Origin of the sequence: Vibrio sp. A2-1, assembly GCF_021728355.1 — a bacterium.
Lineage (GTDB): Bacteria > Pseudomonadota > Gammaproteobacteria > Enterobacterales > Vibrionaceae > Vibrio > Vibrio splendidus_K.
Genome location: NZ_JAKKCO010000002.1, coordinates 292,244 through 316,621 on the forward strand (window position 1 = coordinate 292,244; position 24,378 = coordinate 316,621).

The 24,378-nt window shown below is 44.3% G+C and carries 23 protein-coding genes; 4 read left to right on the top strand and 19 right to left on the bottom strand.

Translation table 11 applies throughout. The features are described 5' to 3' along the window. Positions 1–116: 116 nt before the first annotated feature. The gene (locus L3V33_RS08940; protein ID WP_017084008.1) at positions 117–1,334 is read right to left on the bottom strand and encodes an ROK family protein; all 1,218 of its coding nucleotides are present in this window, start codon (positions 1,332–1,334) and stop codon (positions 117–119) included. A gap of 319 nt (positions 1,335–1,653) precedes the next feature. Between L3V33_RS08940 and pyk the strand changes: the two genes are divergently transcribed. Beyond that, a complete protein-coding gene (pyk, locus tag L3V33_RS08945; protein ID WP_017085832.1) occupies positions 1,654–3,102 on the top strand; it encodes a pyruvate kinase in 1,449 nt (482 codons plus the stop codon). 144 nt (positions 3,103–3,246) lie between these two features. Here the strand turns inward: pyk and L3V33_RS08950 are convergent, their stop codons facing one another. Continuing rightward, positions 3,247–4,449 (bottom strand): DUF6363 domain-containing protein, encoded by a 1,203-nt coding sequence (locus tag L3V33_RS08950; RefSeq protein ID WP_054547261.1) that lies wholly within the window; start codon positions 4,447–4,449, stop codon positions 3,247–3,249. A gap of 41 nt (positions 4,450–4,490) precedes the next feature. Then, a complete protein-coding gene (locus tag L3V33_RS08955; protein WP_102466665.1) occupies positions 4,491–4,580 on the bottom strand; it encodes a YnhF family membrane protein in 90 nt (29 codons plus the stop codon). 145 nt (positions 4,581–4,725) lie between these two features. Here L3V33_RS08955 and L3V33_RS08960 point away from each other — a divergent pair, with 145 nt between their 5' ends. Next, the gene (locus L3V33_RS08960; RefSeq protein WP_237290269.1) at positions 4,726–5,319 is read left to right on the top strand and encodes a porin family protein; all 594 of its coding nucleotides are present in this window, start codon (positions 4,726–4,728) and stop codon (positions 5,317–5,319) included. Between the two features lie 111 nt (positions 5,320–5,430). On the opposite strand, the gene L3V33_RS08965 is transcribed toward L3V33_RS08960, so the two are convergent. The 15 genes from L3V33_RS08965 to yceD all read right to left on the bottom strand — a co-directional run bounded on the left by L3V33_RS08965 (position 5,431) and on the right by yceD (position 18,544). Next, a complete protein-coding gene (locus tag L3V33_RS08965) occupies positions 5,431–5,835 on the bottom strand; it encodes a hypothetical protein (protein WP_065204928.1) in 405 nt (134 codons plus the stop codon). Between the two features lie 229 nt (positions 5,836–6,064). Next, on the bottom strand, positions 6,065–7,495 hold the full coding sequence (gene ptsG, locus L3V33_RS08970) for a PTS glucose transporter subunit IIBC (protein WP_017091544.1): 1,431 nt from the start codon (positions 7,493–7,495) through the stop codon (positions 6,065–6,067). A gap of 444 nt (positions 7,496–7,939) precedes the next feature. Next, positions 7,940–8,707, bottom strand: coding sequence for a YchF/TatD family DNA exonuclease (locus L3V33_RS08975; RefSeq protein WP_171310777.1), 768 nt, complete (start codon positions 8,705–8,707; stop codon positions 7,940–7,942). After that, positions 8,698–9,663: a DNA polymerase III subunit delta' gene (locus tag L3V33_RS08980; protein WP_171327828.1), complete on the bottom strand. Its 966-nt coding sequence runs from the start codon at positions 9,661–9,663 to the stop codon at positions 8,698–8,700. Before L3V33_RS08980 ends, L3V33_RS08975 begins: the two co-directional genes overlap by 10 nt. Before the next feature lie 6 nt (positions 9,664–9,669). Continuing rightward, positions 9,670–10,302, bottom strand: a complete 633-nt coding sequence (gene tmk / locus L3V33_RS08985; protein ID WP_237290270.1) for a dTMP kinase — start codon at positions 10,300–10,302, stop codon at positions 9,670–9,672. Between the two features lie 10 nt (positions 10,303–10,312). After that, positions 10,313–11,329, bottom strand: coding sequence for an endolytic transglycosylase MltG (mltG, locus tag L3V33_RS08990; protein ID WP_012603571.1), 1,017 nt, complete (start codon positions 11,327–11,329; stop codon positions 10,313–10,315). Next, positions 11,326–12,204 (bottom strand): aminodeoxychorismate lyase, encoded by an 879-nt coding sequence (pabC, locus tag L3V33_RS08995; RefSeq protein ID WP_065205159.1) that lies wholly within the window; start codon positions 12,202–12,204, stop codon positions 11,326–11,328. Before pabC ends, mltG begins: the two co-directional genes overlap by 4 nt. Before the next feature lie 104 nt (positions 12,205–12,308). Continuing rightward, positions 12,309–13,553: a beta-ketoacyl-ACP synthase II gene (fabF, locus tag L3V33_RS09000; RefSeq protein ID WP_004736554.1), complete on the bottom strand. Its 1,245-nt coding sequence runs from the start codon at positions 13,551–13,553 to the stop codon at positions 12,309–12,311. Between the two features lie 93 nt (positions 13,554–13,646). Beyond that, positions 13,647–13,880 (bottom strand): acyl carrier protein, encoded by a 234-nt coding sequence (acpP, locus tag L3V33_RS09005; RefSeq protein WP_012603569.1) that lies wholly within the window; start codon positions 13,878–13,880, stop codon positions 13,647–13,649. Positions 13,881–14,046: 166 nt separating this feature from the next. Next, positions 14,047–14,781, bottom strand: a complete 735-nt coding sequence (gene fabG, locus L3V33_RS09010; RefSeq protein ID WP_010437280.1) for a 3-oxoacyl-ACP reductase FabG — start codon at positions 14,779–14,781, stop codon at positions 14,047–14,049. A 25-nt stretch (positions 14,782–14,806) separates the two neighbouring features. Continuing rightward, positions 14,807–15,730 (bottom strand): ACP S-malonyltransferase, encoded by a 924-nt coding sequence (fabD, locus tag L3V33_RS09015; protein WP_237290271.1) that lies wholly within the window; start codon positions 15,728–15,730, stop codon positions 14,807–14,809. An 80-nt stretch (positions 15,731–15,810) separates the two neighbouring features. Further along, on the bottom strand, positions 15,811–16,761 hold the full coding sequence (locus L3V33_RS09020) for a beta-ketoacyl-ACP synthase III (protein WP_010437276.1): 951 nt from the start codon (positions 16,759–16,761) through the stop codon (positions 15,811–15,813). 5 nt (positions 16,762–16,766) lie between these two features. Then, positions 16,767–17,792, bottom strand: a complete 1,026-nt coding sequence (gene plsX / locus L3V33_RS09025) for a phosphate acyltransferase PlsX (protein ID WP_237290272.1) — start codon at positions 17,790–17,792, stop codon at positions 16,767–16,769. Positions 17,793–17,801: 9 nt separating this feature from the next. Beyond that, positions 17,802–17,972: a 50S ribosomal protein L32 gene (gene rpmF, locus L3V33_RS09030; RefSeq protein ID WP_004737376.1), complete on the bottom strand. Its 171-nt coding sequence runs from the start codon at positions 17,970–17,972 to the stop codon at positions 17,802–17,804. 44 nt (positions 17,973–18,016) lie between these two features. Next, complete coding sequence (gene yceD, locus L3V33_RS09035; protein WP_004733994.1) at positions 18,017–18,544, bottom strand: 23S rRNA accumulation protein YceD; 528 nt, start codon at positions 18,542–18,544, stop codon at positions 18,017–18,019. Positions 18,545–18,693: 149 nt separating this feature from the next. On the opposite strand from yceD, the gene L3V33_RS09040 reads away from it, so the two are divergent. After that, positions 18,694–19,275, top strand: a complete 582-nt coding sequence (locus L3V33_RS09040) for a nucleoside triphosphate pyrophosphatase (RefSeq protein ID WP_237290273.1) — start codon at positions 18,694–18,696, stop codon at positions 19,273–19,275. Between the two features lie 259 nt (positions 19,276–19,534). On the opposite strand, the gene rluC is transcribed toward L3V33_RS09040, so the two are convergent. Continuing rightward, positions 19,535–20,479 (bottom strand): 23S rRNA pseudouridine(955/2504/2580) synthase RluC, encoded by a 945-nt coding sequence (rluC, locus tag L3V33_RS09045; RefSeq protein ID WP_017078123.1) that lies wholly within the window; start codon positions 20,477–20,479, stop codon positions 19,535–19,537. Positions 20,480–21,096: 617 nt separating this feature from the next. On the opposite strand from rluC, the gene rne reads away from it, so the two are divergent. Next, on the top strand, positions 21,097–24,279 hold the full coding sequence (rne, locus tag L3V33_RS09050; protein WP_237290274.1) for a ribonuclease E: 3,183 nt from the start codon (positions 21,097–21,099) through the stop codon (positions 24,277–24,279). The last annotated feature ends 99 nt before the right edge of the window (positions 24,280–24,378 follow it).

Consider the following 24,378-nt stretch of genomic DNA (forward strand, 5'->3'; position numbering starts at 1 on the left):
GGTTAAAGCAAAGCGCCAATGCACAGAATGCTTAAACTAAGTACAACAAATGATGTTATACAAAGCTTAAGTACATGGAAAGGTTTCGAGTGAAGCTAAAAGACGAGTATAAGGAGTTAACCTTCAACAACTTTCATTAACAGTTGGCCATCATATAAGGCTTGTTTAACAAGCGCAGCACCAGGCATGGTTGCTTGTTTATAGAAACGAGATTCCACCAGCTCTAAATCTTGATGGTAAACCGATAAACTCTGCTCTTCGATACACTTTTGAATCGCAGGGTACAACACGCTTTTAGCCTGATTGATAACACCACCCACCAAGATTTTCTCAGGGTTGAAAAGGTTAATCACAATCGCTATCGCGGCACCTAAGTAACGACCTAACTGTTCAATAACTTCAACAGCCAATGGATCGCCATCAGCAGCGGCAGCACAGATCTGTTCGATAGTGACGTCTTCAAACACAGTTAATGATGATGCTTCACCATTAGCCAGTCGCTCTTTCACTTGATCACGGATCGCCTGAGAACTCGCGACTGTTTCTAAGCAGCCTCGGTTGCCACAATGACAAAGTTTGCCCTGCTTATCGATCTGGATATGCCCAAGTTCACCGATATTACCGTGGCGACCTTGCAGCACTCGGCCGTCGAGAATGATCCCAGCACCTACACCATGGTGAATAGAGATAAGAACAGAATTATCGTTGTCTTGTGAGTGACCAAACAGCTTCTCTGCTAATGCCCAAGCTCGGGTATCATTGGCAATAAAGACAGGCAGACCTGTTTCTTTGTAAATCTCAGGACCCAACGCTAAATTTTTAACGTTGTAGTGCGGCATCTGCAACACAATACCTTGCTCAGAATTCACAAGGCCCGGTAGCGTAACCGCAATGCTTGTTACCCTATCGAGTTGCTCAGCATAGGTTTGGAAAAATTCATCAATTTCATGTAGAAGACGCGCAAGCACATCATCTTGGTCACGTTCATGAATATCAATCTTGGTATCGATAAGCACGTCGCCGCCCAATTCATGGAGCGCGATCGTCAAGTATCCGCGACCAAGACGCATCGACAGAAACTGCCAACCTTCGTTATTGGTTTGCAGACCGACAGCAGGACGCCCACGAGTCGTGGCTTCTTGAACCGTCGTTTCGTGAATAAGGTGAGCTTCAATGAGTTCACGGGTAATTTTAGTAATACTCGCCGGAGCCAACTCACTTTGCTTGGACAGATCGATACGAGAAATAGGACCTTTAAGGTCAATTAGTTTATATACACGACCAGCATTGACCTGTTTGATATGATCAATATGGCCCGGTTGAGCCATGTACATTTTACGCTCCAGAAATCATCAACGAGTTAATTTTTTTACTTTGCGAAGTAATTGTGAAGTCACTTGGTATATCGCCGTGACCAGTATCACGTATATACATGAATCTTTGTGTATCGAGTCAAATAGTTCGAGGAAAATTAACACCAAAATCGATAAATTGAGACTTAATTTTCAGAATAAAACATCGTTATTGAGCCCTGAATTCAATAATTAGAGACAAATAATGAAATATCTCCCTAGCTCCCAATAAATAATCAATTAATGCATATACTTAATTCAGTCTTTTAAAAGATTACTTGGCCTCACTCTAGGAGTATTCATGACAGCCGAATTAAGAAAAACGAAAATCGTCACAACGCTAGGCCCTTCTACTGATAAAGGTAACGTGCTTGAAGAGATCATCAAAGCCGGTGCCAATGTCGTCCGTATGAACTTCTCTCACGGTACCAGCGACGACCATATACAACGCGCAGAAAACGTCAGAGCAATTGCAAAAAGACTTGGCACTCAAATCGCTATTCTCGGTGACTTACAAGGCCCCAAGATTCGAGTATCGACATTCAAAGATGGCAAAATCCAACTTGCTGTGGGTGACAAATTCACTCTCGACAGTAGCCTAGGTTTAGGTGTAGGCAACCAACAAGCAGTCGGTCTTGATTATAAAGAATTACCTAACGACGTTTCAGCTAACGACATCCTGTTACTCGACGATGGTCGTGTTCAGCTGAAAGTGACCGAAGTGGAAGGCTGTCGCGTTCATACAGAAGTCATCATTGGCGGCCCACTGTCAAATAACAAAGGCATCAATAAAAAAGGCGGTGGTCTTTCCGCAGAAGCGCTGACAGAAAAAGATAAGCGCGACATCGTCACCGCAGCCCAAATCAAAGTGGATTACCTCGCAGTGTCTTTCCCACGCAACGGCGCAGACATGCACTACGCTCGTCAGCTTGCACGAGAAGCGGGATTAGAAGCTCACCTTGTAGCAAAAGTAGAGCGAGCAGAGACGGTAGCCACTGTTGAGAACATGGATGACATCATAATGGCCTCAGATGTGGTCATGGTAGCTCGTGGTGACCTCGGAGTAGAGATTGGCGACCCTGAGTTGGTCGGAGTACAAAAACAGCTTATACGCCGTGCTAGAGCGCTTAACAGAACCGTAATCACCGCAACTCAGATGATGGAATCAATGATCTCAGCACCAATGCCAACCCGTGCCGAAGTGATGGACGTTGCCAACGCCGTACTGGACGGCACCGATGCAGTGATGCTTTCAGGTGAAACCGCCGCCGGTGATTACCCGGTTGAAACAGTCAAATCAATGGCCGAAGTCTGTATTGGCGCAGAGAAAATGGCAGGAATTAATAACCAATCTAATTACCGTATTGACCGTACTTTTGTTACCGCCGAAGAAACTGTCTCAATGGCAACCATCTACTCTGCAAACCATATGGAAGGCATTAAGGGCGTAGTCACTCTCACCGAGTCAGGCCGTACTGCATTGATGATGTCTCGTCTAAGTGCTGATATGCCTATCTATGCGCTGTCTCGTAACGAAGGAACGCTTAATCGCTGTACCTTGTACCGCGGTGTAACGCCTATCTACTTCGAGACTGAAGCCGAAGATAGCTTTGACATTGCCCTATCTACGCTCACTTGCCTAAAAGAGAAAGAGCATCTTAAGTTTGGCGATCTCGTGATCGTCACTCAAGGCGACATTATGGATGTGGCAGGATCAACCAACTGTATGAGAATCTTGCCTGTCACTTAATGTTTGAACGTAAAGCGAAACGATTAGCATAATTTCAAAGACAAAAAAGGGTTATCGAACCAAGTTCAATAACCCTTTTTTATTCCAGAATATTCTTTACTAATAACATGAACAATTAACGTCGTGACTAATCAACCTCAAGCATTACTTATCAGCAGCAATGGTTGCCAACTGTGGCATGTATGAACTGCGGGCATTTTCCGTAGAGGTATAAGTCTCTACAAATCGGTAACCCGCTTCTAAACCCATGTCGTAATCGTGCAGTAAATCGTCTTTATTACTCATTAATGAACTTGATTTCAGCGGCTTACTTGGGGCAATTTGCACGACAAACGCATCGTCTGGTGGGGAATTCAAAAAATCCTGAGTCAATGAGTAAGTTTGATAATGTACCATTAGCATATCAGCCAAACCGGAATCAAACTTATCACCAATTAAATGACTTAATCTATAGATGTCATCCGCCCCAAATAGCCATCGACCACCATTAAGTAAATCCAAATGTGATCTGTCGCGCTTCTGTTCTTTTGAACTGAGGATTTGTTGTTGAAAGAACGAGCTCCAATCGGTTTTCCACTGTTCCACTTTTTGCTGCCAATGACCTTGAACACTGTCAAAAGATTCCCGGAACCATTCCAGCTCTTCAGCTGATATTGGTTTGGGTGTTTTTAATCCCGTACTGTTAACTTGAACTCGAACCTCTTCCTCTAAAGGTGGCTCAGTTCTGATCACTACAATGGAACGGGCTTGTCTACGCCACGCTTCTTGAACCGGGATACAAGCGGATACACCACCATCAACATAAGCGTTATCGCCAATGAATATTTCATCGCTATACAAACGTGGAATGGCGCAAGTGGCAATCATCACCTTGTACCAGTCTTCACCAAGCAAAGGGAAATAATGATCTCGAAGATCTTTCGAAGCGGTGACCGCTGCAAAAAAATGTCTATCACCCAGCGTTTGCCTACCGAGGTCAAGATCAAGCTTATATGGGTACGCCATGATTTGTTCTAACGCCCATTCTAATCCTAGGTTCTTTCTGTGTCGTATATAAGAAAAGAGATTAAAGAACTCTGGTGAAGTCGTGAGGTCGAGAACGAAAGAGCGGCCAAGGCCTTTATCGCGGCACAGATAAGCGCATAAGTTGAGAGCGCCCGCTGAGGTGCCAAAAAATTCATCGAAGGGGTCAAAATTAGAAAGAAGAAAGGCATCCAGCACTCCAGAAGTAAAAATACTTCTCTGTCCGCCACCTTGAGCGACCAGTGCTGTTTTCCCAGCAATAAACTTAGCGTAGTAATCCAAGTCTATTGCTGCATCAATATTGGTTATAATCCCACTATTCATGATTCCCTGAGTATAAAAACTCAGCCTCGCAATAGATGGTATTAGCTACCAATCGCAATAAAACCAAATGAAAGAATGATGGTATAGATGATCACTGTTATTTGTAGAGCATTTTTCAGATTATGGTCCATAGACACCTCTGGCTTATTATTAATTTGTCGAGTCTCTATATAAGTTCTATCAGGTGTGTGAAGTATCTTCAAGAATCGTCGAAATTAGTCGCACAATATTGATGTAACCATCACAATTAGTAAGTGTATGGATAAGGATATACTCATGAATAACAAAGCAAATATGATGGCACTGATTGCACTTTTCTCCGTTTCGAGCGTGTATGCTTCGCCGGAGATCATCATTACCCCGATGGTGGGTTATACCGGAGGCGGTAGTGTCGAAGACCAGGATGGTAAAACGTATGATATGAAAGGTTCGGAAAACTATACCTTTGCGATTGAAACGCCACTTGAAAAAGGACGCATCGGATTTTTCTATTCTAATCAAAGCTCTGAATTAGAAACGCTCAACCTAAGCTCTTCCATCCAATACCTTCACTTTCAAAGCAGCATCTACTACCCTGCTTCCTCTGTGTTGTCTGGCTATCTAGGGCTCGGTCTTGGGGCTTCTTACGTTGATGTAGACTGGGCAAAGGATAAATATGGATTCTCAACTTCTATCTTTGGTGGTTTAGAGTACAAACTTAGTGACCGCTTAGCGTTAAATACACAAGTACGTTGGCTAGGTACTGTGGTCGACAACGACACCTCCGGTGTTTGTAACGTACCGAGCAATGGCCAAGACTGCATCATCCGCTTTGATACTGACTGGATGAACCAATTCCAAGCCAATGTTGGATTGAGTTTTACCTTCTAGGTTGAGTCCCCATATTGGATCAATAAATCTTTAGATTAGAAGTATTCTAACGAAATGAAAAAACCAGCTTGATGCTGGCTTTTTCATTATAAAAACGGTTTTCAGTTCAACTTAGAACTTGTAGGTCACACCTAGTGCGCCGCCTACTTGTAACTCTACACCTTTGTACATGTCGAGCTCAGGGTGAACTTGTGCGTAAGCATTCCAACCTTCGTAGAAATTCACTTTCACGCCTAGCGGCACACGCAAACCAAAGTCGTCATTCCATTCAGCCCAAGCACCAGCACCTACATACCAGCTCAACGGAGCTTCAGTTTCAAACTGACCACGCTTAAAAATATAATCAAATGCAGCGCCATCATTGCCAATAGTTGCGCGATACTTCTGATCAAACTCCACAACGACACTTAGGTCTTGGTCGATGGCGAGTCCAACTTCCAAAGCTGGGGCTTCAGAAGCGTGAGCAAACGAGGCTCCGCTGCAGCACATAAGGCCGATCAAGTAACGATGTTTCATAATATTCTCAGACTGTGTTTAAAAAAGGGAGTTTACTAGAATCTCAGCGAAAGGTGTCATCGCTAGGTAAAAGATAAAAGACACGAAAAATTTGGGAACGACCATCAATTGATCGAGTTGAGCGGTAACTCTCTGAGTTGATGGGGATTAAACGCAGCAAGGTCTTTCATAGAGCAGAAAACAAAAAAGGAGGCCTCTCGGCCTCCTTTCAATTTATTGAATCAGTGAATTAACCGTTGTTACGGATCCACTCATCCATGTCTGTCTTAAGGTTGTCAGACTTAGTACCGAAGATAGCTTGTACGCCACCAGCAACTACAACTACACCTGCAGCACCTAGTTTCTTCAGTTTGTCTTGGTCAACAAGAGCTGTATCAGCTACTGCTACACGTAGACGAGTAATACAAGCGTCAAGACCAGTGATGTTCGCTTTGCCACCGAATGCAGCAACTAACTCACCAGCAAGCTCAGTACCAGTTGCAACGATGTCGTCTTCTGACTCGTCTTCGCGACCTGGAGTTTTAAGGTCAAGTGCTTTAATCACAGTGCGGAATACAATGTAGTAAATTGCAGCGTAACCAATACCACATACAACCATTAGGCCCATCTTAGACGCGTTGCCAGATAGAACTAGGAAGTCGATTAGACCGTGTGAGAAAGATGTACCGTGTACAAAACCTAGAGTGTTCGCAAGAACGTATGCAGAACCAGCTAGTAGAGCGTGGATTGCGTACAGTACTGGAGCAACGAATAGGAATGAGAATTCGATTGGTTCAGTGATACCCGTTAGGAATGAAGTCAACGCAGCAGAAGCCATGATGCCCATTACTTTAGCGCGGTTTTCAGGCTTAGCTGAGTGTGCAATTGCGATTGCAGCAGCAGGTAGACCGAACATCTTGAACATGTAACCACCAGCTAGCTGACCGAAGCCATTGCCCGCTGCACGAGATGCGTCATCAGCAACTAGGTAACAAGTAAGAACACCGTTTTGAGTTTCGCCAGCAGCGTTTACACAAGTACCAGCTTCAAAGAAGAAAGGTACGTTCCAAACGTGATGAAGACCAAATGGAATTAGAGAACGCTCAACGATACCGTAGATACCAAACGCCACTTGTGGGTTTTGGTGAGCAGCCCAATCAGAGAACGCAGAGATAGCGCCGCCAACTGGTGGCCATACTACAGATAGTAGGATTGCTAGACCAATCGCAGAGAAACCTGTGATGATTGGCACGGCACGCTTACCAGCGAAGAAGCCTAGGTACTCTGGTAGTTGAATACGGAAGAAACGGTTGAATGCCCAAGCAGCAACACCACCGACTAGGATACCACCTAGTACACCAGTATCGATTTTATCAACGCCCATTACACCAGCCATTACGCCAAGTGTAGCAGTCATGATGCCGTAACCAACGATAGCAGCTAGACCAGCTACACCGTCGTTATTAGTAAAGCCAAGTGCTACACCTACTGCGAACAGTAGTGCCATTTGACCGAATACTGAACCACCCGCTTGTTCCATTAAGTTTGAAACAATTTCTGGAATGAAAGGAAGGTCTGCTGCACCGACACCTAGCAAAATACCCGCAACTGGTAAAACTGATACTGGTAGCATCAGAGACTTACCAACTTTCTGCAGGTTAGCAAAAAGGTTCTTAAACATGTTTATGCTCCTGATAAAGATAAAATAATTATATGGGTTCTAACGGCACACCCCCGTAGCCTATATGTTAGCACCCAGTGAAAATGTAACCATGTATTGCATTATATTTTCTGCCGCTAAATATATATTGATGCGGAACTAACTTTCTAGTCACTTACGAAATTTAGTTTCAAAACACGTCTTGGATCACATGTCAAATCTAGAAATGCAATGCTTTACAAGCAATTAAAGTATTGAAATATATGTGTATTTTTTGATGAGTGTATTATTTTACTGGGTAAATAAAATAGGAGCTAATGTTATTTTTAGTAACAAAATTACAAATGATGTAAATAGTGCTCTCAAGTTCAACATAATTAGTAAACATTAAAAAAAAACGTACTTTTGGTGATCAAAAACACAAAAAGGGAGCTTTCGCTCCCTTTTATTTGTTTAGTTAGTTTTTTATCGCAAAAAAAGTTTTCGGTAATTTTTGGTTGTTTGTTCAGCAACCTCTTTCATTGACAGCCCTTTCAACTGCGCGATATAAGCCGCCACTTCGACCACATATGCAGGCTGATTCTGTTTACCTCGATATGGAATCGGAGCCAAGTATGGCGAATCCGTCTCGATCAGCAACCTATCTAGCGGTAAGTTTTTCACAACGTCTTTAAGTTCTGTGGCTTGTTTAAAGGTCACAATACCTGAGATCGAGATATAAAAACCTAATTCCATTGCCGCTTCAGCGAATGCTTGATCTTCAGTAAAGCAATGAATCACACCACCGCACTTCTCTGCTCCACCATCGCGTAAAATAGCTAACGTATCTTCACGCGCGTTACGCGTGTGGATGATCAAAGGTTTATTAAGCTCAACAGCCAACTCAACGTGCTGCTTGAACCTAAGCTGTTGCAGTTCTGCCGTCTCTGGCTGGTAGTGATAATCTAAGCCTGTCTCACCTATCGCCACAACCTTTGGATTGCTCGCAAACTCACGCATTCTTTCCAGACAGAAATCGCTCTCTACATCGAGAGGGTGAACGCCACAAGAAGCTTTAACATTATCAAACGGCGAGATCATCTCAAGCATGTTTTCAAACGAGTCTAATGTCACACCGACAGAAAGCAGTTGGTCTACGTTTGCTGCCTTCGCCTTATTAACCACGTCTTCTACACTGGTGTGTAAATCTTGGTAATCCAGTTTGTCTAAATGACAGTGGGAATCTACGAACATGTTTCCTCGCAAGTGGCAATCAGCCAGTTCATTATGAGTAGCTCCGTATTGAGCCCGGGGTGTTGCTTTAACTGCTCAATCAATATCAACAGTTTATTCGATGCTGCGTAAGCACTTTGATAAGACATCACCTCAACCAAAGCTTTCGCACTCGGAGTCATCGCCTGGTTCGCCAAACCAAAATGCAGCTTTTGCACGTCAGACAGTAAGTGCCATAGCCAGCCTAGTTGAACCAAAGGGTCTTTACTAAGCTCTGTGGAAAACTTCAGCATGTCAGGTTGAGTGCCTTTGATAACATTGACAAAACCATCGAGCACTTTTGTTGAGGCTTCAACACCGCCTTGCTCAAACATGGCTTTCGCTTTCAAAGGCGCGTTGTCATTGAGCGCTAGAATATACTGCGGAACCGCTTTACCTACTTCCCCATCTAGCCAAGTCGATCCAGTATCCAACTGTGGGCTAACCACATTGAATTGCTGACAGCGGCTAATAATAGTCGGCATTAAGCGATTACTGTTACGAGTAGAAAGAATGAAGATGCACTTACTTGATGGCTCTTCTAGAGTTTTCAGCAATGCATTGGAAGCCGATTCGTTCATCGCCTCTGCAGGGTTAAGCAAGATAACGCGCAAACCACCTAACTGGGACGATTGTTGAGCCCAGCGGTTACTCGCACGTACTTGGTCAACGGTAATCGATTTACCTTCTTTCTCAGGTTCAATCACATGGAAATCCGGATGACTCCCCGACTTCATCAATTCACAACTGTGGCAAAATCCACACGACTCGCTTTCGTAATTAGTACACATCAATGCATCGGTAAGTTGGCTAATCAGCGCATCAACGCCAAGCCCTTCCGGCGCATTAACAATCACAGAGTTAGGAAAACGCCCTGCATCGAGACTTTTTTTCCACTCACTCCATACCGGTGTGAGCCAAGAATACACTTCAGCCATGACTACCTACTGTTTATTGAGCCAAGCACTGAGCGCGACTTTAATATCAGCGGCTACTTGCTCAATTTCTTGCTGCGCATTAATCACGAGTACAGAATCGTCTTGCCCTGCGATTTCTAGATAGCGATCACGCGTTCGGTCAAAAAATGAGATATCCATCTTTTCAATTCTATCAAGCTCACCACGGCCTCTGGCACGCTCTAACCCTACTCTAGGGTCTAGGTCCAAATATAGCGTTAGATCGGGCTTAAAGCCGCCTAGCGTGGTTGATTTCAGTGATTCCATAGTCGTGCGTGCGATCTGGCGGCCACCACCTTGGTATGCCTGTGAAGACATATCATGACGATCACCCAATACCCATTGACCACTGTCGAGTGCAGGCTTGATGACATTCTCAACTAATTGAACACGCGCCGCGTACATCAGCAGCAATTCCGTCATGTCTTGAAGTTTCTCACCTTCGTGCTCTTCTTTAACCAATGAGCGCATCTTTTCAGCTAAGACAGTGCCACCCGGCTCACGAGTATTGACGATATCTTCAACACCCGATGCTTTTAATGTCTCAACGATGGCATTGATTGCTGTACTTTTGCCAGCACCTTCAAGGCCTTCAACTACGATAAATTTCGACTGATTCATAATTATTTCTTTATTTGTTTTTTCTTAATTGCTTTAAGTAAGCTCGTACTGCACGGTTATGCTCAGTCAAACTCTTTGAAAATACGTGACCGCCTGTTCCACTCGCAACAAAATACAGGTAGTTGCTCTTCTCTGGATTCAGCGCAGCATTGATAGACGCTTTGCCCGCCATTGCAATAGGCGTCGGTGGTAAACCACTCATTGTATAAGTGTTGTATGGCGTTGGAGTACGTAAGTCTTTCTTACGTATATTGCCTTTGTAACTGTCGCCCATGCCGTAGATAACCGTTGGGTCAGTTTGCAGACGCATACGCTTGTTCAAGCGATTAACGAACACAGAAGACACACGTTCACGCTCTGACGCTACTGCAGTCTCTTTCTCAATGATAGACGCAAGAATTAGCGCTTCATATGGCGATTTAAGAGGCAGTTTATCGGCTCTATTTTCCCACTCATCATTGACCACGTTCATTAGATCTCGGTGGGCGCGTTTCAACAAATCTAAATCCGTTGTGCCATAGGTGTAGTGGTATGTTTCCGCTAAGAAAAGGCCTTCTAGCTTTTCATTTTCGATACCAAGCTTTTGTGCGATCTCTTTTTCAGAGACATCATTCAACGTCTGCTGAATGAATTCGTTGTCTTTTAGCTGAACAAGCCACTCGTCAAAACGACTGCCTTCTACGAAGGTAATGGTAAATTGGTGCTCCTTCCCTTCTACAAGCACTTGTAGCGCCTGCTCTAGGGTTAAACCGGGTTCAAGCAGGAATGTACCCGCTTTTACGTCTACAAGCTCAGGATGTAACTTACGGATTAATTTCTCGTAAGGAGAAGCCTCAAAAAGCCCCTCGTTAATCAACTGTGCTAGAACACGGTTAAAGCTGCTACCTGAAGCAACGGTAACCACCTGCGGTTTTTCTAATTGAATAACTTGTTTCAGGTTATCTTGCGCTTGGTTGTAAACATAAAAACCAGCAGCAGCGGCTGCGATTAAGCACAAGATAATAAAAATAAATAACTTTTTGATCACGAGTTTAGTTGTCCTTGAAGGCTACGAGTAACGGTTCCAATGTTGAATTGGGTATCACTAATACGGGTAACTGGGGCAACCCCTAAGATGGAGTTGGTCATGAAAATCTCATCAGCTTGCATGAGTTGAGATAAGCAGTAGTCACTAATTGTAACGGAAAGTTCAGCTTGATTCAGCGCGGTTAACACTTGCTTACGCATAACCCCCGCTACACCACTTTGCGTGAGTTGAGGTGTATATATCATCTGACCTTTTCGCCAAAATAGATTGGCCATGGTGGTTTCAATCACATTGCCCGAGATATCAAGAACTACACCATCAGCTTCATCGGCCTGATCCATTTCATCTTTCATCAAGATCTGCTCAAGACGATTATTGTGCTTATGGCCTGCGAGCAGTGGGCTCAAACCTAGTGCTTGTTGGCAGATACCGAGTTCTACACCAGAATCTTGCCACGCTGAATAATGACTAGGGAAATCAAATGTACTGATGGTTATCGTTGGCTTGGCGATATTCTTGGTACTGTAGCCACGACCGCCGGCTCCACGGCTAACGTGTAGCTTTATCCCAGCTTTTTGATTATGAGGCTTGTTTGTATCATGGAGGATCTTTGAACCATAAAGGCTCTTTGGACCATGAAGATCGTTATCTTGGATATGTTGAAGTGCATTATCGATCCAAAGGCGAACAACATCCCAATCAAGTGTTGGAATACGTAACGCTTTAAGGCATTCATCGACACGACATTGATGATCATAAAAATGCTGAACCTGACCCTCTTGGACAAGCATGGTGGTAAAACAACCATCCCCGTACTGAAACGAACGATCCAAGATATCGACAGTTTGCTGGCTTTCTCCATCAACCCAAAACATGTTTTTCCCCATAAAAAGAAACGGCTCAATGCTAAAGCATCAAGCCGTTTAAAAACAAGTCTAATTATGACTATCTACGAATGTTTACATCTTTAATAAGATGATTAAATCTTTTTGAAGATCAAACAGCCGTTTGTACCACCGAAACCGAATGAGTTACATGCAGCATATTCCATACCGCTAACTTTACGCGCAGTGTGGGGTACTAAGTCAATATCTAAGCCTTCTTCAGGATCATCCAAATTGATTGTTGGTGGAACAATTTGATCAATTAGAGACATCGCTGTGATGATCGCTTCAGCAGAACCTGCAGCACCTAGAAGGTGGCCTGTCATTGATTTCGTAGAAGAAACCAAGACTTGCTTGCTGCCTGCTTCGCCAAGAGCACGCTTGATGCCCTTAACTTCCGCTACGTCACCTGCAGGAGTCGAAGTACCGTGTGCATTAACATAACCGATTTGTTCACCAGTAATGCCAGCATCACGCATAGCCGCTTCCATTGCTAGTGCACCACCAGAGCCATCTTCACTTGGAGACGTCATGTGGTAAGCGTCACCCGACATACCGAAGCCAACTAGCTCACAGTAAATCTTAGCGCCACGAGCTTTAGCATGTTCATACTCTTCAAGAACCATCATGCCTGCACCGTCACCAAGAACGAAGCCGTCACGGCCTTTGTCCCATGGACGAGAAGCTTTTTGAGGCTCATCGTTACGAGTAGACAGTGCTTTAGCCGCACCAAAACCGCCCATACCTAGTGGTGTAGATGCTTTTTCAGCACCACCCGCTAGCATTGCGTCAGCATCGCCGTATGCAATCATACGAGCCGCGTGGCCAATGTTATGTAGGCCAGTCGTACATGCTGTAGAGATCGCGATGTTTGGACCGCGTAGGCCACGCATGATAGACATGTGACCCGCAATCATATTCACGATCGTCGACGGTACGAAGAACGGGCTGATTTTACGAGGGCCTTTTTCAGTTAGAGCCTTGTGACCGGCTTCGATCAAACCAAGACCACCAATACCAGAACCGATAGCAACGCCTACACGAGGAGCGTTTTCTTCAGTAATAGTTAGGGCTGAATCATCTAAAGCTTGAATACCTGCTGCGACGCCGTACTGGATGAACAAGTCCATCTTACGAGCATCTTTTTTAGTCATATACTCTTCGCAGTTAAAGTCTTTAACTAGACCTGCAAAACGAGTTGAGAAATTGGTTGCATCAAAATGATCGATATTAACGATACCACTTTGACCAGCTAGCAGGGCTTTCCAAGAAGATTCTACAGTGTTGCCTACCGGCGACAACATACCCATGCCAGTGACAACTACACGACGCTTGGACACGATATTACACTCCGGGGATTGAGGTGATTTAAGATGAGGATAGATGAGTTAGATAAAACACAGGCGGTCAAGGTGACCGCCTGGGAGAGATTATTACTGAGCGCTAGTTACGTAATCGATAGCAGCTTGAACAGTAGTAATTTTCTCAGCTTCGTCATCTGGGATTTCAGTGTCGAATTCTTCTTCTAGAGCCATTACTAGCTCAACTGTGTCTAGAGAATCTGCACCTAGGTCATCAACGAAAGAAGCTTCGTTTTTAACTTCAGCTTCGTCTACACCTAGCTGTTCAACAATGATTTTCTTTACGCGTTCTTCGAGGTTGCTCATTTTTTCTTTTCCTTTACAGAGTTCGCTTTATGCGATGTTTTCCGTAGTTTATTCAATCTATTGAAAGTTGCAAGGTCAACTTTTCTGGTCAAACCACAATTTTCACGATTTTAACCGAAATTACGTATGATCTTGACTTAAATCATGCACAAATGTTGCACATAATTTACACCATGTACATACCGCCATTGACGTGAAGTGTTTCACCTGTGATATAAGCTGCCGCAGGTGACGCCAAAAATACCACAGCTTCAGCGATTTCGCGAGGGTCACCTAGTCGACCTGCTGGTACATTCGCCAAAGTTGCTGCACGTTGGTCATCATTTAGCGCTTTAGTCATGTCTGTTTCGATGAAACCTGGCGCTACAGTGTTCACTGTAATACCACGAGACGCAACTTCACGAGCCATTGATTTAGTGAAACCAATCACACCAGCTTTTGCTGCTGCGTAGTTAGCTTGACCAGCGTTACCCATAGTACCTACTACAGAACCAACGTTTACGATACGGCCTTGACGCTTCTTCATCATGCCACGCAATACAGCTTTAGACATGCGGAAGATAGGCGTTAGGTTAGTATCAATGATGTCATTCCATTCATCGTCTTTCATACGCATGAGAAGGTTATCACGAGTGATACCTGCGTTGTTAACCAGAATGTCAATCGCACCGAATTCATCGTTGATGGTTTTCAGTGTAGCAGCAATTGAGTCAACATCAGTGACATTAAGAGCAAGACCTTTACCGTTCTCACCAAGGTACTCGCTGATTGCAGCAGCGCCGCCTTCAGACGTAGCAGTACCGATAACTTTAGCACCACGCTCAACTAAAAGCTCAGCGATTGCACGACCGATGCCACGGCTTGCGCCTGTAACTAGTGCAACTTTGCCTTCTAAATTCATCATAACTTCTCTATTAATTGGTTATTTACTTAGCAGCGTCTAGTGATGCAGTGTCATTAACTGCAGCAGCTGTCATAGTTTTAACAATACGTTTTGTTAGACCAGTAAGAACCTTGCCTGGGCCTAATTCTAGTAGCTTTTCAACGCCTTGCCCATTCATCGCTTGTACACCTTCAGTCCAACGAACTGGGCTGTATAGCTGACGAACAAGTGCGCTTTTGATTTTTGCAGGGTCTGTTTCAGCAATAACATCGACGTTATTGATAACAGGCAGTGCCGGTATGTTGAACTCTAGAGCTTCTAGAGCAACCGCTAGCTTATCTGCTGCAGGCTTCATAAGTGCACAGTGAGACGGCACAGATACAGGTAAAGGAAGAGCACGTTTAGCGCCTGCTTCTTTACATAGTGCACCAGCACGCTCTACTGCCGCTTTGTTACCCGCGATAACAACTTGGCCAGGTGAATTGAAGTTAACTGGAGACACAACTTCGTCTTGCGCCGCTTCTTCACACGCTTTAGCAATCGCTTCATCATCTAGACCGATGATTGCGTACATTGCACCAACGCCCGCAGGAACCGCTTCTTGCATCAGTTGACCACGTAGCTCAACCAGCTTGATCGCTTCCTTAAAGTCGATAACACCCGCACACACTAGTGCAGAGTATTCACCTAGGCTGTGGCCTGCTAGGTTTGCAGGTTGCTCTAGACCAAGCTCTTGCCATACACGCCAGATTGCAACAGACGCTGTTAGTAGAGCTGGTTGAGTACGGAAAGTTTCATTTAGATTTTCTACTGGACCATCTTGAACCAATGCCCATAGATCGTAACCAAGAGCTTCTGAAGCTTCAGCAAATGTCTTTTTAACAACATCATACTGTTCGCCTAGGTCAGCAAGCATACCGATAGCTTGAGAGCCTTGGCCTGGGAATACGATAGCAAATTTGCTCATTGTAATTTTCCTTTAAGCAAAGCAAAAAATTGAATAAGGCACATAAGTTATGTGCCTTGTTTGTTGATTATCGCTTGGGGTTAGAATTTAACTAACGCAGAACCCCAAGTGAAGCCGCCGCCAAATGCTTCAAGTAGAAGCGTTTGACCACGTTTAATTCGCCCGTCGCGAACAGCCTCATCAAGGGCCGTTGGTACGGTAGCTGCCGACGTATTGCCGTGCTTATCAAGAGTAATCACAACTTGATCAAGCGACATCGTCAGCTTCTTAGCGGTTGCCGAGATAATACGGTAATTCGCTTGGTGTGGAACTAACCAATCAAGCTCTGACTTATCCATATTGTTCGCCGCTAATGTGTCTTTAACTAGCTTAGAAAGCTGAGTTACCGCCACTTTAAATACTTCGTTGCCCGCCATGTGCAGCCATTTGTCCGCATCACCGCCACGCTCTGGAACTTCTAGGCTTAGAAGCTCACCATATTTACCATCAGAGTAAATGTGAGTAGACAAAATACCTGGCTCTTCGCTTGCGCCTACAACCACCGCGCCTGCAGCATCACCAAATAAGATGATAGTAGAGCGGTCAGTCGGATCACAGGTTTTTGACAGTGCATCCGCACCGATTACCAAAACGTTTTTACACATACCAGTCTTGATATGTTGATCAGCAACAGACAGTGCATAGACAAAGCCAGAACACGCCGCAGCTAAATCAAACGCAGGGCAGCCTTTGATACCAAGCTTACCTTGTACCTGACATGCCGAAGACGGGAATGTATGGCTACTGCTGGTTGTCGCAACGATGATTAAATCAATATCTTCTTTGTCGATACCTGCCATCTCAATGGCATTCTCAGCAGCGTAAAACGCCATATCCGCAACGGTTTCGTTTTCCGCTGAAATACGACGCTCTTTAATACCTGTTCTAGCAACGATCCACTCATCGCTAGTCTCTACCATTTTCTCTAAGTCTGCGTTAGTACGCACCTGAGATGGCAAGTAGCTGCCAGTACCTAAAATTTTGCTATACATGAAGACTAATAATGCCTCTCGAGTAAAACCGCTTCCAAACGATCGCTAATGCGGCTGGGGACTTGTCGTTTGACCTCGTGTACTGCTTCACCAATCGCGTTGACGACTGCAGACACATCAGCACTTCCATGACTTTTAATGACAATGCCGCGCAATCCTAACAAACTTGCGCCGTTATACTGGTCGGGGTTCAAGGTTTTTAATTCAGTAAATAGCTCAGAAAACAACATTCTGGCGATCCAACCCTTTATTGTTGAAGCCATCATGCGCGTTTTTAGCTTATCAATAAAGAGCTGAGCCGTACCTTCGCACGTTTTTAAGCAGACATTGCCCACAAAACCATCACATACGACGACATCAGCAGCATCTTGAAGTAATTGATTACCTTCAATATAGCCTATGAAGTTCACAGACTGAGTATTAGACAACATTTCCGCGCATCGTTTCACAAGGTCATTGCCTTTGATTTCTTCGGCACCGATATTCAAGATAGCGACACGTGGAGCGCGACCTAAATGTTGTTCCGCTAATGCACTGCCCATTACAGCAAACTGAAACAGTGAATCTGCGTCACTAGAAACGTTCGCTCCTAAATCAAGCATCCATGTACGGTTGCCAGAAGCAGTAGGCAAAGCGGAAACCAATGCAGGCCTATCAATACCGGGAAGGAGTTTGAGTCTGAAACGAGATAACGCCATCAGTGCACCAGTGTTACCACCACTCACACAAGCATCAACCTGTGATTCGGCAACCAAATCGATAGCAGCACGCATAGAACTACCCTGACTATTACGTAAGGCTAGGGAAGGTTTTTCAGAATTGGAAATGACTCGATCACAATGCTGGATACTCAAACGAGAATCAGACATTCGACCTAATGAAGATAATTGAGATGTGATCGCATTTCGATCACCTATGAGAATGACTTTTAGCTCTGGGAAATACGACAGTGCCTGCACGGCGGCAGGCACTGTTACACGAGGACCGAAGTCCCCGCCCATTGCATCAAGCGCAACGGTTAGATTTTGCAAAGGTCAACCTTACTTGTTGATAACCTTTTTGCCGCGGTAGAAACCTTCGGCAGTCACGTTGTGACGTAGGTGAGTTTCACCTGAAGTTGCGTCTACAGAAAGTGCAGCTGTAGTTAGCGCGTCGTGTGAACGACGCATGCCACGCATTGAACGTGATTTCTTGCTCTTTTGTACGGCCATTGACCCTACTCCTATGTAAATTCTTAAAGATACTTATTAATAAGTTACTTCTTTAAGTTTTTTAAAACATCAAATGGATTCGGCTTTTTATCTTCCTCAATTTCTTCAGGAAGTTCACCAAACACCAAGTTATTTGAGTTAACGCTACATTTCGCATCGTCGTGCATTGCTATTTGTGGCAATCCAAGGATGAACTCGTCTTCAACTAATTGAATCAGGTCTAACTCACCGTACTCGTTCAGATCTACCAAATCGTACTCTTCCGGTGCTTCCTCTTCACTTTTCTCGCTGTAAACAGGAGTATAAGTAAATTGGACATCGCACTCATGTGCGAAAACCTCATTACAACGTTGACACTCTAAATCGACTTCGACGTTAGCTTTACCAGAGATAACGACTAATCGTTGTTCATCAAGCCCAAATGACATTGAGACTTGCGCGTCACGTTTTACGCCTTCAGTTGTTTCGGTTAAACGCTTTAAAAGACTGACTTGAATGATACCATCCATATCGAGTCGTTTTTGAGCCGTTCTTGCCGGATCAACTGTACGCGGTATTTTTTCCTTTTGCATAGGGCGCGAATCTTATCTTCCAAATCGTGTTTAGTCAAAGGAAATGGCAAAAAAAATGTACTTTCCTACCTTTCCTGTTCAGAGCATTATGAATAGCAGGATAAGTTACGTTATCCTGAACTAAATGCTTACACGAATTGTAAATTAAAATGAGAAATTACCAACTAGTTTTAGCTTCTACATCTCCATTTAGGCAAGAGATCCTCAAAAAACTACAGTTAGACTTTGTCACAGCGAAGCCTGACTGCAATGAAACACCACTTCAAGAAGAGACACCTCAACAGTTAGTGATGCGTCTTGCCGAGACAAAAGCCAAGTCTTGTACTGTCGAACAACCAAGCCTAGTGATTGGTTCCGATCAAGTGTGTGTGATTGATGGAGAAATCATTGGTAAACCACACACTCGTGAAAAAGCGATTGAGCAGCTATCTCGCCAAAGCGGTAAAAGCATCACTTTTTATACTGGGATAACCGTATGGAACAGTGAAACCAATAAAGCCGACACTCGCTTAGATACCTTCATCGTGCATTTCCGTGATTTAACACAACAGCAGATCATTTCTTATGTTGAGAAAGAACAGCCTTATTACTGCGCGGGCAGCTTTATGTGTGAAGGGTTAGGTATCGCGCTATTTAAACAGATGGAAGGTAAAGACCCGAATACCTTGATCGGTTTACCTCTGATCGATCTGGTTGATATGTTAGAAGCGCAAGGAATGAGCGTACTATAACGGAGACTCTCTCTTTGTTAGAGATTCCTTACTCCTTCCTTTGTCAGTCTAGGGAATGACGAAGATAGCTACATCATCCATCAGCTCATGATGTAGAACCTGTCTTTAAAAAGTCGTCATCCTCATGAGCGAGGAGCGAGGAACGAGCGAGTTGGGGATTTTCTACAACAGATGAAAACAAAAAAGGTTGACGGATTTCGTCAACCTTTTTTGTTAGTAGATAGGTAAGGCTAGAAACAGCTAACCCTTTCGTATCTTCTTAAAGCTTACGTAGACCAGTGAGTGCTCTCTCTAGCCTTTTTTCCATTGGAGCCGAGATATCCATCTTCTCTTCGCTACCTGGATGGGTAAACTTAATGTTGGCGGCATGTAAGAACAAACGATTCAATCCTACTTTACCCGTGTAAGCATCAAAACGACGATCACCGTAACGGTCATCCCAAGCAATTGGGTGGCCAGTATACTGAGCGTGTACTCGAATTTGGTGCGTACGGCCGGTAATTGGGCTTGCCTGAACTAACGTCGCATCTTGGAATTTTTCCAAAACCTTAAAACGAGTTTCAGAAGCCTTACCATTCGGGTTAACGCGAACAATGCTGTTTACTTCATTTTTCAATAAAGGAGCATTAACCACTTTACAGCTGTTCTTCCATTCGCCCATCACTAAAGCGAAGTAGTATTTTTGAACCGTTTTTTCACGGAACTGTGCTTGAAGGTGTCTTAGCGCAGAGCGCTTCTTAGCAACAAGCAAAATGCCAGACGTATCTCTATCAATACGGTGCACTAATTCAAGAAAACGAGCATCAGGGCGAAGTGCACGCAATGCTTCAATCGCGCCAAACTTTAGCCCGCTACCACCATGAACCGCAGTTCCTGATGGTTTATTCAGAATCAGCATATGATCATCTTCATAAATGATGCACTGTTCTAATTCAGAAACCTTATTGAGTTTCGTGCTTGGCACGTTCTCTTCTGTTTTCTCTTCAATAGTGACTGGCGGGATACGAACTAAATCACCTGCTTTTAGTTTGTATTCAGCCTTGATGCGTTTTTTGTTTACGCGGACTTCGCCTTTACGCACGATTCGGTAAATCATGCTTTTCGGGATGTTTTTTAATTGGTTGCGTAAGAAGTTATCAATACGCTGACCAGCCATATCTTCGTCAATGTCGACAAATTGGACTTGGGTTCTAATTTCGCTCATTGGGCCATTGTATCACTGTCACTTTTGATAATTGAGATTTTCTTAACCCTATTCTGAACTTATTTATCTATAATCCCTGCCGATCTATCCCTAAAAGGTGATTGAAGTTCTATATTTCTTTGATTCTTCGAACAAAAAAGCACCAAGCTTCCTGCAAATTAAAATATCAATTGATAAATTATTTATAGACAGTGAGTTAGAGCTATCAAAACCCAAACAAAAACTGTTTTTTTTACCGCATTACGACAAAGCAGATTGCTGTGTTTACCGACCGCTGCTATAGTTCAGAGCTGCTATTAGTGGTTTGACTATTATTTATACAGCCAACCATTCATAAGCAAGTAAATGAGTAGATAACTCAGATTAGACAGTGCTGCAATCGGCGTAAGACACGGTCAACTGAGTTCCTTATCGCTCTACTCACGTACCTCATGTTGAGTATTCACCGCCACATCGCGGATCATAGGCCAACTCCCTATGATGACTGACGTGCCCCAGAGCATCCCTCTCCAGCCGGGAGGCTGCACCGATAAAGCCATGGGATCTGGCACCATGAGAAACGAAATAAAGCGATAAGAACAATGATGAAAATAAGAAAAGACAATGAGAATTTCTAAATGAAAAGAATGTTAATTAACGCAACTCAAAAAGAAGAGTTGCGTGTCGCTTTGGTTGATGGCCAGCGACTGTTCGATCTTGATATCGAAAGTCCAGGTCACGAATCAAAGAAAGCGAATATCTACAAAGGACGTATTACACGTATTGAACCAAGCCTAGAAGCGGCATTTGTTGATTACGGTGCAGAACGTCACGGTTTCCTCCCTCTTAAAGAAATTGCCCGCGAATACTTCCCTGAAGGTTATACATACCAAGGCCGTCCTAGCATTAAAGAAGTGCTAAGAGAAGGACAAGAAGTAATCGTACAAGTAGAGAAAGAAGAACGTGGTAGCAAAGGTGCTGCACTGACAACTTTCATCTCCTTGGCTGGTAGTTACTTAGTTCTTATGCCTAATAACCCTCGAGCTGGCGGTATTTCTCGTCGAATCGAAGGTGATGAACGCACTCAACTGAAAGCAGCATTAAGCACTCTTGAGCTTCCTCAAGGTATGGGCTTAATCGTGCGTACAGCGGGTGTTGGCAAAAGTGCAGAAGAGCTAGAGTGGGACTTGAATGTTCTATTGAATCACTGGGGCGCTATCAAGCAAGCTTCTGATTCAAATGCAGCACCTTTCCTCATTCACCAAGAAAGTAACGTTATCGTTCGTGCGATTCGTGACTATCTACGTCGTGATATTGGCGAGATTCTAATCGACAGCAACACTATTTTTGAACGTGCACAAGCGCACATTCAATTAATACGCCCAGATTTCATGAATCGCGTTAAGAAATACGATGGTGAAGTGCCACTATTCAGCCATTACCAGATTGAAAGCCAGATCGAATCAGCTTTCCAACGTGAAGTTCGTCTTCCGTCTGGTGGCTCTATCGTGATCGACCCAACAGAAGCTCTAACTTCTATCGATATCAACTCTGCTCGTGCAACAAAAGGCAGCGATATTGAAGAAACAGCGCTAAACACTAACCTAGAAGCAGCCGATGAAATTGCACGTCAATTACGTCTACGTGACCTAGGTGGTCTTGTTGTTATCGACTTTATCGATATGACGCCGGTTCGCCACCAACGTGAAGTAGAAAGCCGTCTACGTGATGCCGTTCGTTTAGATCGCGCACGTGTTCAGATTGGTCGCATTTCTCGCTTTGGTCTTCTAGAGATGTCTCGTCAACGTTTGAGCCCATCACTAGCAGAAGCAAGCCACCACATTTGCCCTCGTTGTACAGGTACTGGTGTTGTTCGTGATAACGAATCTCTAGCACTTTCTGTTCTACGTTTGATTGAAGAAGAAGCTCTAAAAGACAACACAGCACAAGTACTTGCTGTTGTGCCTGTTCCAATCGCCTCTTACCTTCTGAACGAAAAACGTCGCTCAGTAAACCACATCGAGAAGAACCAAGAAGTTAAGATCACTGTTGTTCCTAACTCTGACATGGAAACGCCACACTTTGAGGTTATCCGTGTTCGTGAAGGTGAAGAGTTCGATCTACTCTCTTACTTGCTGCCTACCAAGCTAGAAGCTTTAAAAGAAGCAGAAAGCAAAGAACCAGCAGAACAGACTATTCGTCCTAAGAAGATCGAAGAGCCTGCTCTGAAAGGTTTCGCGGCTCCAGCTCAATCAGCACCTACTCCTGCTCCAGCTCCTAAAGCTGTTGAAGAGAAGAAAGTTGAACCAGCTGCAACGCAAGAACCTAGCCTAATTGGTCGTTTCTTCAAAGCTATCGGTAGCTTCCTATTTGGCTCTTCGACTCAAGAAGAGAAACAAGAAGAGAAGCAAGAAGAAGAGAAACCTAAGAACAACCGCAACAACGGTAACCGTCAACGCCGTGACCGTAACGATAATCGCCGTCGTAACCAACGTGGTGAACGTGGCGGTGAACGTGGCGAACAGCGTAATGAACAACGTGGTGAGCGTAGCGACAATCGTAACGAAACCCGTGACAACAAACGCCGTCGTAAACCTGTACGTGATGAGAAACCTGAAGAGCAAAAAGAAACAGCTCCACAGCAAACTCGTCAGCCTCGTAAGCCTAAGCAAGATCGTCGCAATAAGCCACGTGATGAGCAGAAGCAACAGGATGAGCAAGTAGTACCATCGAAATTAGCAGAAGAAGGCCTACAGTTAGCTGCAGAAGCGCAAGCTGATAAGCCAGAAGCGCCGAAGGCTAAGCCTGAAGCTAAAGCTGTTAAGATCAAAGAGCGTCGTCAACGTCGTAAGCTGAACAAACTAGTTCGAGTTAAAGACCAGCAAGCTCAAGCAGAAACAGATACCAACGCAGACAGTTCTTTAAATGAACAGAAAGCACCATCTGCGACTCAAGAACAAGCAGTAGCTAAAGATCAGTCAGTAGCACAAGAGCAGAAAGTTGCAGAACAAGTAGAAGCAACTCAAGCAAGCTCTGAGCAAACTGAACAGGAAGAGCCGAAACAACGTCGTAACCGTCGTTCTCCACGTCATCTACGTGCAAGTGGTCAACGTCGTCGTCGCGGTCGCGATCGTCGCCCTAACCCATTCCGCCTACGTAAAGGTGGTGTAGCTTCTCCTGAGATGGCTATGGGTAAAGTGATGCCTCGCTTCATTCCAAAACCTCACCACAATCAGACAAAACCTGAAGTGGCGGAAATGGACGTTGCTGTTCAAGCTCAAGAGCAAAATACAGCTCAAGAGAATGCACCTCAAAGCAACGTAGTGATGGCTGGCGGTTTTGCTTGTCCTGAATTAGCTATGGGTAAAGTGATCATCTCTCGTGAAGACGCAGTTGTTGCTGAAGAAACTCGCTCTGAAGCTCAGGTAACTGAAGCTCCTGTAGTCGTTGAAGAAGCACCAGTGGTCGTTGAAACTGAGAAAGTTGAAGCTCCAGTGATTGTAGAAGCGACGAAAGTCGAAGCGGCTGTTGCAGTAGAAGAGACAACACCAGTTGTTGAAGCTGAAGCACCTAAAGCTGAAAGTGCAAAAGTTGAAGAAGCGCCTGTTGTAAAAGCAGAAGCTCCTCAAGCTGCACCAAAAGCAACTGTTGCTAAGAAGCAAGCAGGCTCACCAATGACTAAAGCTCCTGGTCCACAAGAGATCAAAGAGATTGAAGTTGTTGCAGCTCCGTTCCGCACTGAGCGTTTTGTACCGAAAGGTGCAGGTAGTCAGGCAGCGTCGAACCAAGCTGGCGCAGGTATGACTAAGCCAAACTACTAGCGATTACTGATAGATAATCACCAGTAAATAGAATCAAAGGCTGCTTATTAAAGCAGCCTTTTTCATATCTACTAATCGAATAAAAATTAACAGATATAT